Source organism: Sinorhizobium kostiense (assembly GCF_017874595.1).
Taxonomy (GTDB): Bacteria; Pseudomonadota; Alphaproteobacteria; order Rhizobiales; family Rhizobiaceae; genus Sinorhizobium; species Sinorhizobium kostiense.
Genome location: NZ_JAGILA010000006.1, coordinates 113108 through 126895, shown reverse-complemented (window position 1 = coordinate 126895; position 13788 = coordinate 113108). Strand labels below are relative to the sequence as shown.

The following is a 13788-nucleotide window of genomic DNA, read 5'->3' as shown; positions in this document are numbered from 1 at the left end:
AAGCCAAGCATCTTGCCAGTAAGTCATGCCTGTAACTCAGCATATTAAGTAAGTGGCTGGAGATCGAAACCTGACCTGGACAATTTCCTAGTTGTCGTGCCTATTGAGGATCGATATCGTTCTTACGTGCTTCGATTAGCTCTTTATATTTCCTGGATTTCTTTTCGATCTCCTTTAACTCATACTGTATTCTGTCGCGAATTTGCTTCGGCGCATCGAGGATGTCGTCCTCAGTCGACGCCTCCACAAGCCACTTCTTGAAGCGCATTAGTTTGTTTAGCACGTGGTTTTCGCCGCCGGCGGTAATGGCGGCCTCATGAGCCTCGGCAAAAGCGTACGTCCCGTCCATGTATCGCCTAACGATTTTGGTGTTAGCCGTACAGATGACAGGAAGCTTATCACGCAGCTCCATAGCTTTTCCGAAATGACCCGCTTGGATCTCGCTGACTATGAAGTCATCGAAGCCGGCGACCTCTTGCCGAACTTTCCGGATTTTTCGCGACTTCAGGAACTCGTCGTAATAGCTCCAGCGATCCCGGTCACCGTCGCCATGCTCGATCATGAACTCGTAGACAGCGACGAGATGCTTTGCCTCGTCCTTAGTCAACCCGATTTCGTTGGCGATTGCCGGAATATCGACCTTCTGATTTTTAAATCGTCGGTATATGAAGCCAGCTTTTTCATACGGCGCCCAATCCTTCTTTCCCTTGACGTGGTACTGCGCGAGCAAAGCAAAGACAGATTTCTCGTCGATGTCAGCGGGCAGCAGCGTACATCTGACCTTGCTCCATTGGACGGGGCTCTCTACGAACAGATGGTGGTAAGCGGCGAGCCGACTGTTGCCCTCTAAGACAACGAAGTCGCCATCGCGAACAATCAACGGGTCTATGAGACCACCGTTCACGCGAATATCCTGGACCAGTTCCCTGACGTGCTCGAGCGTTTGCAGCTTCGCCAGAATGTCGCTCTGCGTCGGCTGAACGCCGTCCGCCCGCATGAAGGAATAGATTCTCGGATTATCGACATAAAACTTAAGTTTTCTGACATCTATATCGAGCGTCCGCGTGGCAATCTCCTCGCCGCGCAAAATGACCGAGCCCTGTTCGCTAATCTTGTTCAGCATTCCTTCCTCACCGTACTCCCTGCTAAAGCTCTAGGCCCAGAATTTCCCTGATCATCTTGCCGAAGTCGTAATTTGCAAGTCTACGATACTCTTCTTTGCTGATATCAGCCTGTCCAAGTTGTGCTGACAGTCTTTTGGCGGCAAGCAGCGAGTCGACCCATTCATCGATCGATGCCGAGGAGATCAGGTTCCAGATGAAACACGTGTCCGTCTGCGATATCCGGTGGATCCGGTCTTGTGCCTGAAGGTAATCGTCGAGACTGAAGGAACGGTCATAAAATACGGCATGGTTGGCAACGGTCAGCGTTAGCCCTTCCTTGGCGGCCCCGGGCGTGGCAACAAGGACTTTCACGGACGGGTCGCCCTTGAAGGCGGAAATTGCGTCATTGCGATCTGAAATCTCCACACCACCGTGCACTTTGACAGCGCCAAACTCCGCAAGACGTCCATGAAGCCAATCGGCATTTTTAACGAAACTGGTCCAAACGATGATTTTGGAACGTGCGTCGACCGCCTGCATCACAAGCTCGCGCAGCCTCGCGAATTTCCCCGGAATTTCCGTGTAAGCCTCGTCGACGAGCAGCGGGTTTGATGCCACCTGCACTAATCGCAACAGACGTTTTAGGCTCTCTTCGGCATCGTCGAGCGTCTGTTGGTCGCCAACGACGATGGATGCTCCAAGCTCTGTCCGGTATTCTTCGTAAAGCGCCTGCTGGCGCGGGCTCATTTCGACAGCAACGTTTTCTATCCGCTTATCTGGCAACTGGATCCCTGCCGTCAATTTGGTCTCGCGCACTGCGAATGAGCCTATTCGGTCGAAGAGCTCTCCCAATTCGTCCTCAAATGCATTCCTGCGCTTCTCGTTGGCCCAAAGGTCGTTGGCAAGATCCAGGCCATTCTTAAAAGCTTCGAAATCAGGACCGAGTGATTCCCCCTGATCGAGAAAATAGATCAGCGACCAGATGTCGTAAGGTCTGTTTGCCACCGGGGTGCCGGTCATGATGATACGGCGTTTCATGGCCGGAGCGACAGCGTGGAACGCCCGGGCGAGATCGGAATCAGGGTTCTTGATCTTCTGAGCTTCGTCTAGAATGATCCCGACGCGGCGTGTTTTCGCGAACAGCCGCAGTCGTCGTTGTTCGGTGCGAAATACCTCGTAGTGAACAAGGAACACGGGGCTTGGGGAGTTTAGCGCGAAGAAGTTGCCGGAGTGGTTTTGATCGAGGACAGTCGGGTGCAGATAAGAGTGCGCCTTGATCTCGTCTTGCCAATTTTGAATAAGGCTCCGTTTGGTAACAAATACGACTGTATCAACTGCGTCTGCTTTCAGCCATTCAAGCGCCAGATCAATGGCAATCTTAGTCTTGCCAAGGCCTTGTTCATGGAACAGCGCAGCGTAGGGAAGTTCCTTGACGGCTTCCACAGCCTCCAGCTGATACAAGAAACCCAAGTGGCGTAGACCAAGGTTCAGAGCAGGATTCCGTTTCAGTCGCGTCGATGGTTCAGACTCCATCAATGACCTCCACAAGAACATTACTATGAGCGGGCACGCGCAACATATCGAGAATGGCGGCCGAGCGCTGCCTTTGAAAAGGAGGCACAACGAGGTAAAAACTCGCTTGCGGCCGAAGCGATAGGTAGTCGAGGAAGGTCCGTATCTGACGTTGAGATCGATCGCTTTGTAAATCGGCCATCGTCTTTGCTTCCCCAATGACTTCGAAGGTAGCCGGGAGATCACTGGCAAAAAGGTCCGGAGTGTAACCCGCTATCTGTTGCGGACGATTGGAGCCAAAGGAGTGATGGTCGGCCAACACCAGCAACCCACGCGGCGGACGATGCTTTGCCTGAACATGGGCGATAAGCCGCTCGACGAGAAGCGTATGAGCGCGCGTCTCACCCGACATCATCCCTCCGTTGCTGCAATTCGGTCGCCAAGTTTTGCAGTGCGTCGAGGGCGTCGAGCAGATATCTTATGGCATCGTCATCCGGATTCTGACGGAGACGCAGGATCTCGCTCAACGGGATCTTCTCCGCTTTTTCGGTGATGGCCCGTGCAAGCTGGCTCAAGCTCGCTTCGCGCAGGTCGGCCCCGATATCAGGCCGCTCAATGGCATCGAGCGCTGCCTTGATATCCTTTTTGAGAAAGATTGCCCTGGCGGCCTTGTCCCCGAGGACCAGAGGAAGCTGGCGGATTGCAATCAGCCCCTCAATTTTTTTCTCCTTCAACCAAATAGCGAAATCGTCGAGAGAAAATCCCGCTCTGAAAATTGCCGTTTTGACCTTACTGTTCTGAAGTTCGACAAAACCAGAATATCGTTGCGTGTTGTAATACTCGCCTGGCTGATGCAATTTCCGGAAATGATTTTCCATATCCGCATACGCATTAATCGACTTTTGAACGTCCCGACGGTCCCCCCCGCATAGATCGACAAGCCGATCCAAGGGCATTAAATGCTTGAAGTGGAGCTCCCATTGATATTTGGCTTTGGAATAAGCGTCCCAGGCACGTGGGCCCACTAGATGGGCCTGAAGCCTGATCGCATCAATGCCATCGCCCGGCAACGTTTCATGTACGATTGCCGGAATGGTGGACCAGTGGCCGGCAACACCGTTCTCGTGAAACTGCCGGTAAATGAAGAGACGCGTATTGCCTTCTACACAGAGATATTTTCCGGCATCATTGCGACAGACGATGATGGGTTGCATGATCCCGCCATTTGCTAAGATCGAGTTTCGGAGCTTGTCGGCCGTGGTTACACCTTTACTGCCATCGCCGTCGTCGCCGCCGATATCCAATGCAAGCTGAATGTTAGCGTCAGTAAGTTCACCTTCGAACCCTTCTATGAACCGGCGGATTCGCGGATTGTTACGGTCGAGCTCGACTTCGAAAATTGATAAATGCTGCTGTACACCGAACACGCGTAGCCTCCATCCCCTGCAGTGCCATCAGTAGTAGCACTAGCAACATAAAACTTCCTCAAATTTTTCCGATTTCTGACTGATTCTGACGGGCAACCGACTCCGAACCGAGCCGCGACGTCGTTGGGACAGATGCGTAATTAAGCGAAGCCAAAGCCTCTGCAACTTTCCTGTCGAGAGATCGGTATCTTCCGTGATGGACCCGACGATGGTCAGTGACCGATCAGACGAAGAACCCTACAGGACAGACAGAAGACAACTGGCGGAGAGGGGGGGATTCGAACCCCCGATGGGCTTGCACCCATGCCGCATTTCGAGTGCGGTGCATTCAACCACTCTGCCACCTCTCCGCGGGGCCGGTTGGCGCTCATGAAGCGCGGGCGGTACATAGCGGCAAGTTCGGCGGCTTGCAAGGGGCGACAAGAAGAATATCTGCAGCGTGGCGGCTTTCGCCTTGACAAGGAAGGGCGACTCCCGTAATCCGCGCCATGAGGTGGTGTGGTCTGCCCGCACTGCAGCAAAAACGGGCTTGTGCCCGTTCACTGGCGGAGGCCAGGGTTTCCCGAAAGAGGGGTTCCCGAAGCGCTCCGCTCAACCGAAACGACTGATAAAAAGACGGCCTTGTCTCATCTGGGGCAGAGAGCCGGACCGAACATGAAAGGATAAAAAATGTTCGCAGTCATCAAGACCGGCGGTAAGCAGTACCGCGTGGCGGCCAACGACGTCATCACCATCGAAAAGCTGGAAGGCGTTCAAGGCGACAAGATCGAATTCACCGAGATCCTGATGGTCGGCGCCGGCGCCGATGCCACCATCGGCGCTCCGTTTGTCGAAGGTGCCGTTGTCAGCGCCGAGGTTGTGGATCAGGGCCGCGCCAAGAAGGTCATCGCCTTCAAGAAGCGCCGCCGCCAGAACTCCAAGCGCTCGCGCGGCCATCGCCAGCATCAGACGACCGTCCGCATCCTGGACATCGCTGCGGCCGGCGGCAAGGCGAAGAAGGCTTCGAAGAAGACCGAAGCCGCCGCTGAAGCTGAAGCTGCAAACTGAGTTCGGGATCGAAGGTTTAAAGGAGAACACCAATGGCACACAAGAAAGCTGGCGGTTCGTCGCGCAACGGTCGCGATTCTGAGTCCAAGCGCCTTGGCGTGAAGAAGTTCGGCGGCGAAGCCGTCATCGCAGGCAACATCATCGTGCGCCAGCGCGGCACGAAGTGGCATCCGGGCGCCAATGTCGGCCTCGGCAAGGATCACACGATTTTTGCGCTTACGGCTGGCAACGTGGACTTCCGTACGAAGGCCAATGGCCGAGTCTACGTGTCTGTAATGCCGAAAGCGGAAGCAGCGGAATAAGCCGGTAGCGCTCTAAAACAGCCGGCGTCTCATCGACCCGGCTGAAGCGCCCGAAAGGTTCCGAAGCCAGACTTCAAAGGGGAGATGGGGCAATACCCAACTCCCCTTTTCGCATGTCTGGAGGACGAACCATGCAAACCGAGCTCATGAGGGAAGACCAATCCCGGTCTCCCGAACAAAGGCTGAGGCCGCAAAGGTCAAGGACCGACTGCCCGATATTGTTATCACCCCGGCTCGTTCTGCGCGCCCCGCATGAAGACGATATCGACGCCCTTGCCCATCTTGCCAACAACGCCAACATCGCCACCATGGTCTCGCGCATGCCGCACCCGTACACCACGGTGGACGCGGCCGATTTCGTGCGACGCGCAAAAGCCGCCACGACTGGTCACGGCACGATCGGCAAGTGCGTCTACGCGATCACCAAGGCGGACAATGGCGCCTTCCTCGGCTGCTGCGGGATCGAGCCGCATGAGGACGGCAGGACGGTCGAGCTCGGCTACTGGCTGGGCGAGCCCTACTGGAACCAGGGCTATGCGACGGAGGCGGCGCAGGTCTTGACCGACATGGCCTTCCGCACCCGCGACATCGACCAGATCGATGCGCGCTGCCGGGTCACGAACGTCGCCTCGCGCCGGGTCATCCAGAAGTGCGGCTTCCAGTTCCAGGGCTCCGGCATGGTCGGGAGCCTCGCGCTCGGCGGCATGATGGCCGTCGAATGGTACCGGCTCGACCGCAAGACCTGGGTGTCGCTGAGAAGCTGGGGAGGTGTCCGATGAACGCGCTCGTCCAGGACCACGCGCGCCTCGTCGTGCGCCCCGATCCCGGCCCTTGCCCGGTCATCGAGACGAAGCGGCTGACGCTGCGGCCGCACCGGCTCACCGATGCGCCGGCGATCGCCGAGTCGCTTGCCGATTTCAAGGTCGCGCGCATGCTCATGCGGGTGCCGGCGCCCTATCACCAGCAGGACGCGCTCGACTGGCTGAACCGCCAGGCGGCCCGGCCGGATTGGGCGCTGGCGATCACTTCCGGCGACGACGTCCATATCGGCTGCGTCGGCATCGAGCTTCTTCGCGGCGAATGGCATGTCGGCTATTGGCTCAACCGCTTCTACTGGGGCAGGGGCATCATGTCCGAGGCGGTCTACGCGGCGGTCGAGCGCTTCTTCCGCCGCATGCCGGAGGCGACGCTCCATTCGGGCGTCTTCGCCGACAACCCGGCCTCGCTCAAGGTGCAGGAGAAGCTCGGCTTCAAGATCACCGGCTGCAGTCAGGTGTTCGCACGCGCCCGCAATGCGATGGTCGCGCACATCGAAACCCGGCTGACGGCCGAGGACCTCAAGCGGCCGAACTAAACAGAAGGACCCCGCCACTGCATGTCTCCTTAAATCGATCTCGATTTAAGGTAAAAGACATGCAGCAGTTCAAAGTGTTACAGCGACCTTTGCGCGTCTGATAAGACGCGCGGCGCTGTAGGCCCATTTGGCGGGGTTCTCTTTGCGCGATAATCTTTGACCTTAGCCGGAAGCGCCTATATCGAAGGCGGCGAACGCGACATTTAGAATGGCGAAGCGATGAAATTTCTCGATGAAGCAAAAGTCTATATCCGGTCCGGGGATGGCGGCGCGGGCGCCGTTTCCTTCCGCCGCGAGAAATTCATCGAGTTCGGCGGTCCGGACGGCGGCGACGGCGGCCGCGGCGGCGATGTCTGGGTGGAGGCGGTGAACGGCCTCAACACGCTGATCGACTTCCGCTACCAGCAGCATTTCAAGGCGAAGACCGGCACGCACGGCATGGGCCGCAACCGCACAGGGGCGAAGGGTTCGGACGTGACGCTGAAGGTGCCGGTCGGAACGCAGATCTTCGAAGAGGACAACGAGACGCTGATCGTCGACATGGTCGAGGAGGGCCAGCGCTATCGACTCGCCGCCGGCGGCAATGGCGGCTTCGGCAATGCCCATTTCAGGTCCTCCACCAACCAGGCGCCGAGCTGGGCCAATCCCGGCCTCGAGGGCGAGGAGAAGACGCTCTGGCTGCGGCTGAAGCTGATTGCCGATGCCGGCCTCGTCGGCCTGCCCAATGCCGGCAAATCGACCTTCCTCGCGGCCTGCACCCGCGCCCGGCCGAAGATCGCCAATTATCCCTTCACCACGCTCCACCCCAATCTCGGCGTCGCCACCGTCGACGGGCAGGAATTCATCATTGCCGACATTCCGGGGCTGATCGAAGGCGCGCATGAAGGCGTCGGCATCGGCGACCGCTTCTTGGGCCATGTCGAGCGCACCCGCGTGCTCCTGCATCTCGTCTCCGCGCAGGAAGAGGATGTCGCCAAGGCGTACAAGACGGTGAAGCACGAGCTCGAAGCCTATGGCGGCGGGCTCGAGGAGAAGCCGCAGATCGTCGCGCTGTCGCAGATCGACGTGCTCGACGAGGAGGCGCTGAAGGCGAAGTCGAAGGCGCTGGCGAAGGCCTGCGGCGCGCCGCCGCTGCTGCTTTCGGCCGTCACCAACAAGGGCATGACCGAGGCGCTCCGGGCGCTGCGCGGCGTCATTGCCGCGGCCAAGGCCGGCGAGGAGCAAGCCTGACATGGCCGCCACGCGCAAACCGCTCGAAAAATACCGCCGGATCGTCATCAAGATCGGCTCGGCGCTGCTCGTCGAGCGCAAGAGCGGGCTGAAAAAGACCTGGCTCGACGCCATGTGCGCCGATATCGCGGCGCTCAAGTCGAAGGGCGTCGAGGTGCTGGTCGTCTCGTCGGGCGCGATCGCGCTTGGCCGCACGGTCCTCAACCTGCCGGCTGGCGTCTTGAAGCTCGAGGAAAGCCAGGCGGCCGCCGCCGTCGGCCAGATCGCGCTCGCCCGCGCCTGGTCCGAGAGCCTCTCGAGCGATCAGATCATTGCCGGCCAGATCCTGCTGACGCTCGGCGATACGGAGGAGCGCCGCCGCTATCTCAATGCGCGCGCCACCATCAACCAGCTGCTGAAGCTCGGCTCCGTGCCGATCATCAACGAGAACGACACGGTCGCGACCACCGAGATCCGCTACGGCGACAACGACCGGCTCGCCGCCCGCGTCGCGACCATGGTCGGCGCCGACCTGCTGGTGCTCTTGTCCGACATCGACGGCCTCTATACGGCGCCGCCGCATCTCGATCCGGAGGCCCGCTTCCTGGAGACGATCGCCGAGATCACCCCGGAGATCGAGGCGATGGCGGGCGGTGCGGCGTCGGAGCTTTCGCGCGGCGGCATGCGCACCAAGATCGATGCCGGCAAGATCGCCACGACTTCCGGCTGCGCGATGATCATCGCCTCCGGCAAGCCGGAGCATCCGCTTAAGGCGATCGAGGCGGGCGCACGCTCCTCCTGGTTCGCGCCGTCCGGCTCGCCGGTCACGGCGCGCAAGACCTGGATCGCCGGGCAATTGCTGCCGGCCGGTTCGGTGACGATCGACGCGGGGGCGGAGGCGGCGCTCCGCTCGGGCAAGAGCCTGCTGCCGGCCGGCGTCCGCCAGGTGACGGGCAGTTTCAGCCGCGGCGACACGATCGCGATCGTCGGAGCAACCGGCCGCGAGATCGCCCGCGGGCTCGCCGGCTACGACGCGGACGAGGCGCGGCAGATCGCCGGCAAGAAATCGGCGGAGATCGGCGTCATCCTCGGCTATGCCGGCCGCGCCGCCATGGTGCACCGCGACGACATGGTGATGACGGCCCCGGCCGGCAAGCGGACCGAAGATGCAAGAGCCGGGGAAGATGAGGGAAAGGGCAAGCTCCATGCTTGAGACGGCGAAGAACGGCGACAACGTCGCCGCGATCATGCTGGAGATCGGTCGGCGTGCGAAGGCTGCCGCCCGCCCGCTCGCGGTCGTGAGCGCCGAGCGCAAGCATGCGGCGCTGATCGCCATGGCGGAGCGGATCCTTGCGAAGAGCGGCGAAATCCTTGCCGCCAATGCGATCGACCTCGAAAACGCCGAAAAGACCGGCGTCGCCAAATCCTTCATCGACCGGCTGACGCTGACCGAAGCACGGATTCGCGACATGGCGGACGGCATCCGCGCGATCGCCGAATTCAAGGATCCGGTCGGCGCGGTGATCGCCGAATGGGACCGTCCGAACGGGCTGCATATCGAGCGCGTGCGCACGCCGCTCGGCGTCATCGGCGTCATCTATGAGAGCCGCCCGAATGTGACGGCGGATGCCGGCGCGCTCTGCCTGAAGGCCGGCAATGCGGTGATCCTCCGCGGCGGCTCGGACAGCTTCCATTCCTCGCGGGCGATCCATGGCTGCCTCGTCGAGGGCCTGAAGGCCGCGGGCCTGCCGGAAGACGCGATCCAGATGGTGCCGGTTGCCGACCGTGCCGCCGTCGGCGCCATGCTCACCGGCCTTAGCGGCGCGATCGACGTCATCGTGCCGCGCGGCGGAAAAAGCCTCGTCGCCCGGGTGCAGAGCGAGGCGCGGGTGCCGGTCTTCGCCCATCTCGAAGGCCTCTGCCATATCTATGTCGATGCCTCCGCCGATCTCGACATGGCGAAAAAGATCGTCGTCAACGCCAAGATGCGCCGCACCGGCATTTGCGGCGCCGCCGAGACGCTGCTGATCGACAAGAATGCCGCCGATAGCTTGTCAAGGCCGCTCATCGAGGCGCTGCTCGAGGCCGGCTGCGAGGTGCGCGTGTCGGAGGAGCTTCGCGATCTCCGGCCCGGGCTGAAAGCCGCGAGCGACGAGGACTGGGCGACTGAATATCTCGACGCGATCATCTCGGCGAAACTGGTCGACGGCATTTCCGGCGCCATCGCGCACATCAACCAATGGTCTTCGGCCCACACGGAGGCGGTGATCGCCGAGGATCCGGCGGTCGTCGAGCGCTTCTTCTCGGAGATCGATTCGGCGATCCTCCTGCACAATGCCTCGACGCAATTTGCCGACGGCGGCGAGTTCGGCATGGGCGGCGAGATCGGCATTGCCACCGGCAAGATGCATGCGCGCGGTCCCGTCGGCGTCGAGCAGCTGACCTCGTTCAAATACCGCGTCCGCGGCACGGGACAGGTGCGGCCCTGACGACGGCTGCCGAAGTGAGGCCGGACTATCTGCGCATGCCGCATGTCGAGCGCGGCATGGCCGTCGGCCTGTTCGGCGGCTCGTTCAATCCGCCGCATGAGGGCCACGCGCTGGTTGCCGAGACGGCGCTCAGAAGGCTCGGGCTCGACCAGCTCTGGTGGATGGTGACGCCCGGCAATCCGCTGAAGGACAGGAACCACCTGGCGCCGCTTGCCGAGCGCATTGCCGAGAGCGAGAAGATCGCCGAGAACCCGCGCATCAAGGTGACCGCCTTCGAGCAGGCGCTCGGCCAGAGCTATACGGCCCGCACGCTGGAATTCGTCCGTGCCCGCAATCGCGGCGTCTGTTTCGTCTGGGTGATGGGGGCCGACAATCTGAAAAGCTTCCACCGCTGGCAGGACTGGCGGCTGATCGTCCGCACCTTTCCGATCGCCGTTGTCGACCGGCCGGGCTCGACTCTTGCCTATCTCTCGTCGCCGATGGCGCGGGCTTTCAGCCATGCGCGCATCGACGAGGACGACGCCTTGACGCTCGCCCGCCGCCGGGCGCCGGCCTGGACCTTCATCCACGGGCCGCGCTCGCCCTTGAGCTCGACGGCGCTGCGCTCGGCCAAATCGGATTGAATCCTTCCGACCGTCTTGAAACTGTACGGGTTTGATGCCTACATTCACTTACGGTTCGAAGAGAATCACGAACCGATAAGTGCTTGTTCTGTTCATTTGGAAAGGAAAGACCCTGACAACAGCACACGCCAAGGGATATGCGATCTCCGCATTCCCGCGCAGCACGGAATCGAGCGACGAAGCCGCTGTCCGTGCGCTCACGCTGGTCCTCGAAAGCCTAGAGGACTCGAAGGCAGAAGACATAGTTACCATCAACATTGCCGGAAAGTCGGCGCTGGGAGACTTCATGGTCGTCGTCTCCGGGCGATCGAACAGGCATGTGATGGCGATTGCCGACCACCTGACGACGGACCTGAAGGACGAGGGATTTGGCAACCCCCGTGTCGAAGGCCTCGAGGGTGGTGACTGGGTGCTGATCGACACCGGCGATGTGATCATTCACATTTTCCGGCCCGAGATCCGGGAGTTCTACAACATCGAGAAGATGTGGGCCGCCCCGGAGATCGAGGAGAGCACCCTGCACTGAGACACGCCGCCCGTACCTGACCCGTTAGCCTCAGGGCGGAGCGACGACCGGTGCCGATTTGAAATGCCGCTGCCATTGCCCGAGGGCCGATGGCAGCAGAGTGGTTATTTGCCGGTCGAAATACGGTTTCGATCGGGCGCCGGTGGGGACAAAGCGGGTCATGCGTATCGGACTTTTCGCAGTCGGCCGCCTGAAGGCGGGGCCGGAAAAGGATCTCGCGGGCCGCTATCTCGACCGTTTCGCCAAGGCCGGACCGGCCGTTGGCCTCGAGCTGGCGCGCGTCGTCGAAATCAACGAGAGCCGGGCGGCGAATGCCGAAACGCGCAAGCGCGAGGAAGCGGCCCAGCTCGACAAGGCGCTTGCCGACGGCAGCCTGCTCGTGCTCTTGGACGAGCGCGGCAAGGCGATCGATTCGGAGGCGTTTGCGACCCTGCTCGGCACCTTCCGCGATGGCGGAAAACGCGATCTGATGATTGCGATCGGCGGGGCGGACGGTCTCGACCCCGACCTGCATGCCCGTGCCGATGCCGTGCTCAACCTCGGCAAGATGACCTGGCCGCACCAGCTGGTGCGCATCCTGATCGCCGAGCAGCTCTATCGGGCGGTGACCATTCTATCCGGCCACCCCTATCACCGCGCCTAGCCCGAAAAACGGAACCGATTTTCGGAAAGCACGTGCGTAGATTCATAGACTTACTGCGTCCTTTGTGCGTTCCTAAGGCCGGCGGATGCTCTCTTCACCGTCATCCCTGTGCTTGTCACAGGGATCCAGCAGCGCCGCGTCTGCGGCGCGGAAGAGCGTTTTTCAGCCCAAGGACTTGGGCTGGCTGGATTCCTGTGACGAGCACAGGAATGAGGCGGAGGAGGGCCTTACCGGGCACAACCGACCGCAAGTGCGCTCATCAACTTAGATCGGCTCGCCCGCCAGCAGGCGCGGATCCCCGCGGGAGGCAACGCCGGCTGCCTGGCGGATGAAGAAGTTCTTGAGCGGCGGCAGGCGATCGACGAGGCCGAGGCCAATGTCGCGGGCGATCCGGACCGGCGTGATGTCGTTGGAGAACAGCCGGTTGAGCAAGTCCGTCGTCACGCCCATGCGGAACGTGTCGAAACGGCGCCAGGTCTGGTAGCGCTCCAAGACCGCGAGCGAGCCGATGTCGAGCCCGAGGCGGTCGGCCTCGACGATCGTTTCGGCGAGTGCCGCCACGTCCTTGAAACCGAGATTGAGCCCCTGGCCGGAGATCGGGTGGATGCCGTGGGCGGCGTCGCCGGCAAGCGCGAAACGGGGCGCGACGAATTCGCGCGCGAGCGTCAGGCCGAGCGGAAAGGCCCTGCGGCCGCCGACCACCTTGAGATGGCCGAGCTTGTGGCCGAAGCGGCGCTCCAGTTCAACCTCGAAGAGAAAGTCGTCGCCCTTGACCAGGCGTTCGGCGTCGACCGCATTTTCGGTCCAGACGAGCGACGAGCGATTGTTCTTGAGCGGCAGGGTGGCGAAGGGGCCGGCCGGCAGGAAATGCTCTTCCGCCGTGCCGTTATGCGGGCGCTCGTGCTCGACCGTCGTGACGATGCCGGATTGGCCGTAATCAAACTCGACCACCTTGATTCCGGCCGCCTCCCTGAGCTTCGAGCGTACCCCGTCACAGGCGACGAGCAGCCGCGCTTCGACCTCCTCGCCGTCGGCCAGCGATATGCTGACGGCGTGATCGCCGCTCGCGAAACGCTCGACCATCGTCGACTGGCGGATCGGAATGCCGAGTTCGCCGCAGGCTTCGCGCAGCGCTCCGACCAGCGCGGTGTTCGGCACCATGTGGGCGAAGGGCCGCCCTTCGCCGCCGTCGCCTTCGAAGGTCAGGAAGACCGGGCGCACCGGGTCGGCCGCCTTCGAATCGGTGATCACCATCCTGAGGATCGGCTCGGCCTCGGGCTTGATGGCGTTCCAGACGCCGAGGACATCGAGCATCCGTTCCGCCGCGAGCGCCACCGCCGAGGCGCGCTCGTCCCGCTTCCAGGCATCTTCCGGCGCGCCGTCGACGACGCGCACGTCGAGATGGGGTGCGGCTTTCTTCAGCGATACCGCAAGCGACAGGCCGACATAACCGCCGCCGGCAATCAATACATCGATCATTGCTGTCACCCCGTCGCACTTGAGCATCATCTTTCGCCTATATAGATCAATGCCATCGCCGTTCCTACCGTCGG

General features: G+C 61.2%; 15 protein-coding genes and 1 tRNA gene. 10 read left to right on the top strand and 6 right to left on the bottom strand.

The window, feature by feature from the left end; all coding sequences use genetic code 11:
• Window positions 1–100: 100 nt before the first annotated feature.
• The 5 genes from J2Z31_RS20410 to J2Z31_RS20390 form a co-directional block, all read right to left on the bottom strand.
• The gene (locus J2Z31_RS20410; protein ID WP_209604013.1) at window positions 101–1123 is read right to left on the bottom strand and encodes a ParB N-terminal domain-containing protein; all 1023 of its coding nucleotides are present in this window, start codon (window positions 1121–1123) and stop codon (window positions 101–103) included.
• Between the two features lie 22 nt (window positions 1124–1145).
• Complete coding sequence (locus J2Z31_RS20405) at window positions 1146–2636, bottom strand: DEAD/DEAH box helicase (protein WP_209604011.1); 1491 nt, start codon at window positions 2634–2636, stop codon at window positions 1146–1148.
• Window positions 2626–3027 (bottom strand): hypothetical protein, encoded by a 402-nt coding sequence (locus tag J2Z31_RS20400; protein ID WP_209604009.1) that lies wholly within the window; start codon window positions 3025–3027, stop codon window positions 2626–2628. The genes J2Z31_RS20405 and J2Z31_RS20400 overlap by 11 nt, the downstream gene beginning before the upstream one ends.
• Window positions 3017–4042 (bottom strand): ParB N-terminal domain-containing protein, encoded by a 1026-nt coding sequence (locus J2Z31_RS20395; protein WP_209604007.1) that lies wholly within the window; start codon window positions 4040–4042, stop codon window positions 3017–3019. Before J2Z31_RS20395 ends, J2Z31_RS20400 begins: the two co-directional genes overlap by 11 nt.
• Window positions 4043–4302: 260 nt before the next feature.
• Window positions 4303–4392 (bottom strand) — tRNA-Ser (locus J2Z31_RS20390).
• A gap of 319 nt (window positions 4393–4711) precedes the next feature.
• On the opposite strand from J2Z31_RS20390, the gene rplU reads away from it, so the two are divergent.
• The 10 genes from rplU (at window position 4712) to rlmH (ending at window position 12235) form a co-directional block, all read left to right on the top strand.
• Entirely contained in the window at window positions 4712–5089 is a 378-nt protein-coding gene (rplU, locus tag J2Z31_RS20385; RefSeq protein WP_034852898.1) for a 50S ribosomal protein L21, read from the top strand.
• A 32-nt stretch (window positions 5090–5121) separates the two neighbouring features.
• Complete coding sequence (rpmA, locus tag J2Z31_RS20380; RefSeq protein ID WP_034852900.1) at window positions 5122–5391, top strand: 50S ribosomal protein L27; 270 nt, start codon at window positions 5122–5124, stop codon at window positions 5389–5391.
• A 131-nt stretch (window positions 5392–5522) separates the two neighbouring features.
• A complete protein-coding gene (locus tag J2Z31_RS20375; protein WP_209604006.1) occupies window positions 5523–6170 on the top strand; it encodes a GNAT family N-acetyltransferase in 648 nt (215 codons plus the stop codon).
• Window positions 6167–6745, top strand: coding sequence for a GNAT family N-acetyltransferase (locus tag J2Z31_RS20370; RefSeq protein WP_209604004.1), 579 nt, complete (start codon window positions 6167–6169; stop codon window positions 6743–6745). Before J2Z31_RS20375 ends, J2Z31_RS20370 begins: the two co-directional genes overlap by 4 nt.
• 219 nt (window positions 6746–6964) lie before the next feature.
• A complete protein-coding gene (gene obgE, locus J2Z31_RS20365; protein ID WP_209604002.1) occupies window positions 6965–7975 on the top strand; it encodes a GTPase ObgE in 1011 nt (336 codons plus the stop codon).
• Between the two features lies 1 nt (window position 7976).
• The gene (proB, locus tag J2Z31_RS20360; protein ID WP_209604000.1) at window positions 7977–9167 is read left to right on the top strand and encodes a glutamate 5-kinase; all 1191 of its coding nucleotides are present in this window, start codon (window positions 7977–7979) and stop codon (window positions 9165–9167) included.
• Window positions 9160–10443 carry a glutamate-5-semialdehyde dehydrogenase gene (locus J2Z31_RS20355; RefSeq protein WP_209603998.1) on the top strand — a complete coding sequence of 428 codons (1284 nt, stop codon included), beginning with the start codon at window positions 9160–9162 and terminating at the stop codon, window positions 10441–10443. The genes proB and J2Z31_RS20355 overlap by 8 nt, the downstream gene beginning before the upstream one ends.
• 56 nt (window positions 10444–10499) lie before the next feature.
• Window positions 10500–11066: a nicotinate-nucleotide adenylyltransferase gene (locus tag J2Z31_RS20350; protein WP_234939561.1), complete on the top strand. Its 567-nt coding sequence runs from the start codon at window positions 10500–10502 to the stop codon at window positions 11064–11066.
• A 79-nt stretch (window positions 11067–11145) separates the two neighbouring features.
• Window positions 11146–11592 (top strand): ribosome silencing factor, encoded by a 447-nt coding sequence (gene rsfS / locus J2Z31_RS20345; protein ID WP_209603994.1) that lies wholly within the window; start codon window positions 11146–11148, stop codon window positions 11590–11592.
• A gap of 160 nt (window positions 11593–11752) precedes the next feature.
• The gene (gene rlmH, locus J2Z31_RS20340; RefSeq protein ID WP_209603992.1) at window positions 11753–12235 is read left to right on the top strand and encodes a 23S rRNA (pseudouridine(1915)-N(3))-methyltransferase RlmH; all 483 of its coding nucleotides are present in this window, start codon (window positions 11753–11755) and stop codon (window positions 12233–12235) included.
• A 264-nt stretch (window positions 12236–12499) separates the two neighbouring features.
• On the opposite strand, the gene J2Z31_RS20335 is transcribed toward rlmH, so the two are convergent.
• Entirely contained in the window at window positions 12500–13714 is a 1215-nt protein-coding gene (locus J2Z31_RS20335; protein ID WP_209603990.1) for a ubiquinone biosynthesis hydroxylase, read from the bottom strand.
• Window positions 13715–13788 lie beyond the last annotated feature (74 nt).

Coding starts and splice junctions, on each gene's coding strand:
- J2Z31_RS20410 (WP_209604013.1), bottom strand. CDS start 1,123: ATGCTGAACAAGATTAGCGAACAGGGCTCGGTCATTTTGCGCGGCGAG.
- J2Z31_RS20405 (WP_209604011.1), bottom strand. CDS start 2,636: ATGGAGTCTGAACCATCGACGCGACTGAAACGGAATCCTGCTCTGAAC.
- J2Z31_RS20400 (WP_209604009.1), bottom strand. CDS start 3,027: ATGTCGGGTGAGACGCGCGCTCATACGCTTCTCGTCGAGCGGCTTATC.
- rplU (WP_034852898.1), top strand. CDS start 4,712: ATGTTCGCAGTCATCAAGACCGGCGGTAAGCAGTACCGCGTGGCGGCC.
- rpmA (WP_034852900.1), top strand. CDS start 5,122: ATGGCACACAAGAAAGCTGGCGGTTCGTCGCGCAACGGTCGCGATTCT.
- J2Z31_RS20375 (WP_209604006.1), top strand. CDS start 5,523: ATGCAAACCGAGCTCATGAGGGAAGACCAATCCCGGTCTCCCGAACAA.
- J2Z31_RS20370 (WP_209604004.1), top strand. CDS start 6,167: ATGAACGCGCTCGTCCAGGACCACGCGCGCCTCGTCGTGCGCCCCGAT.
- obgE (WP_209604002.1), top strand. CDS start 6,965: ATGAAATTTCTCGATGAAGCAAAAGTCTATATCCGGTCCGGGGATGGC.
- proB (WP_209604000.1), top strand. CDS start 7,977: ATGGCCGCCACGCGCAAACCGCTCGAAAAATACCGCCGGATCGTCATC.
- J2Z31_RS20355 (WP_209603998.1), top strand. CDS start 9,160: ATGCTTGAGACGGCGAAGAACGGCGACAACGTCGCCGCGATCATGCTG.
- J2Z31_RS20350 (WP_234939561.1), top strand. CDS start 10,500: ATGGCCGTCGGCCTGTTCGGCGGCTCGTTCAATCCGCCGCATGAGGGC.
- rlmH (WP_209603992.1), top strand. CDS start 11,753: ATGCGTATCGGACTTTTCGCAGTCGGCCGCCTGAAGGCGGGGCCGGAA.
- J2Z31_RS20335 (WP_209603990.1), bottom strand. CDS start 13,714: ATGATCGATGTATTGATTGCCGGCGGCGGTTATGTCGGCCTGTCGCTT.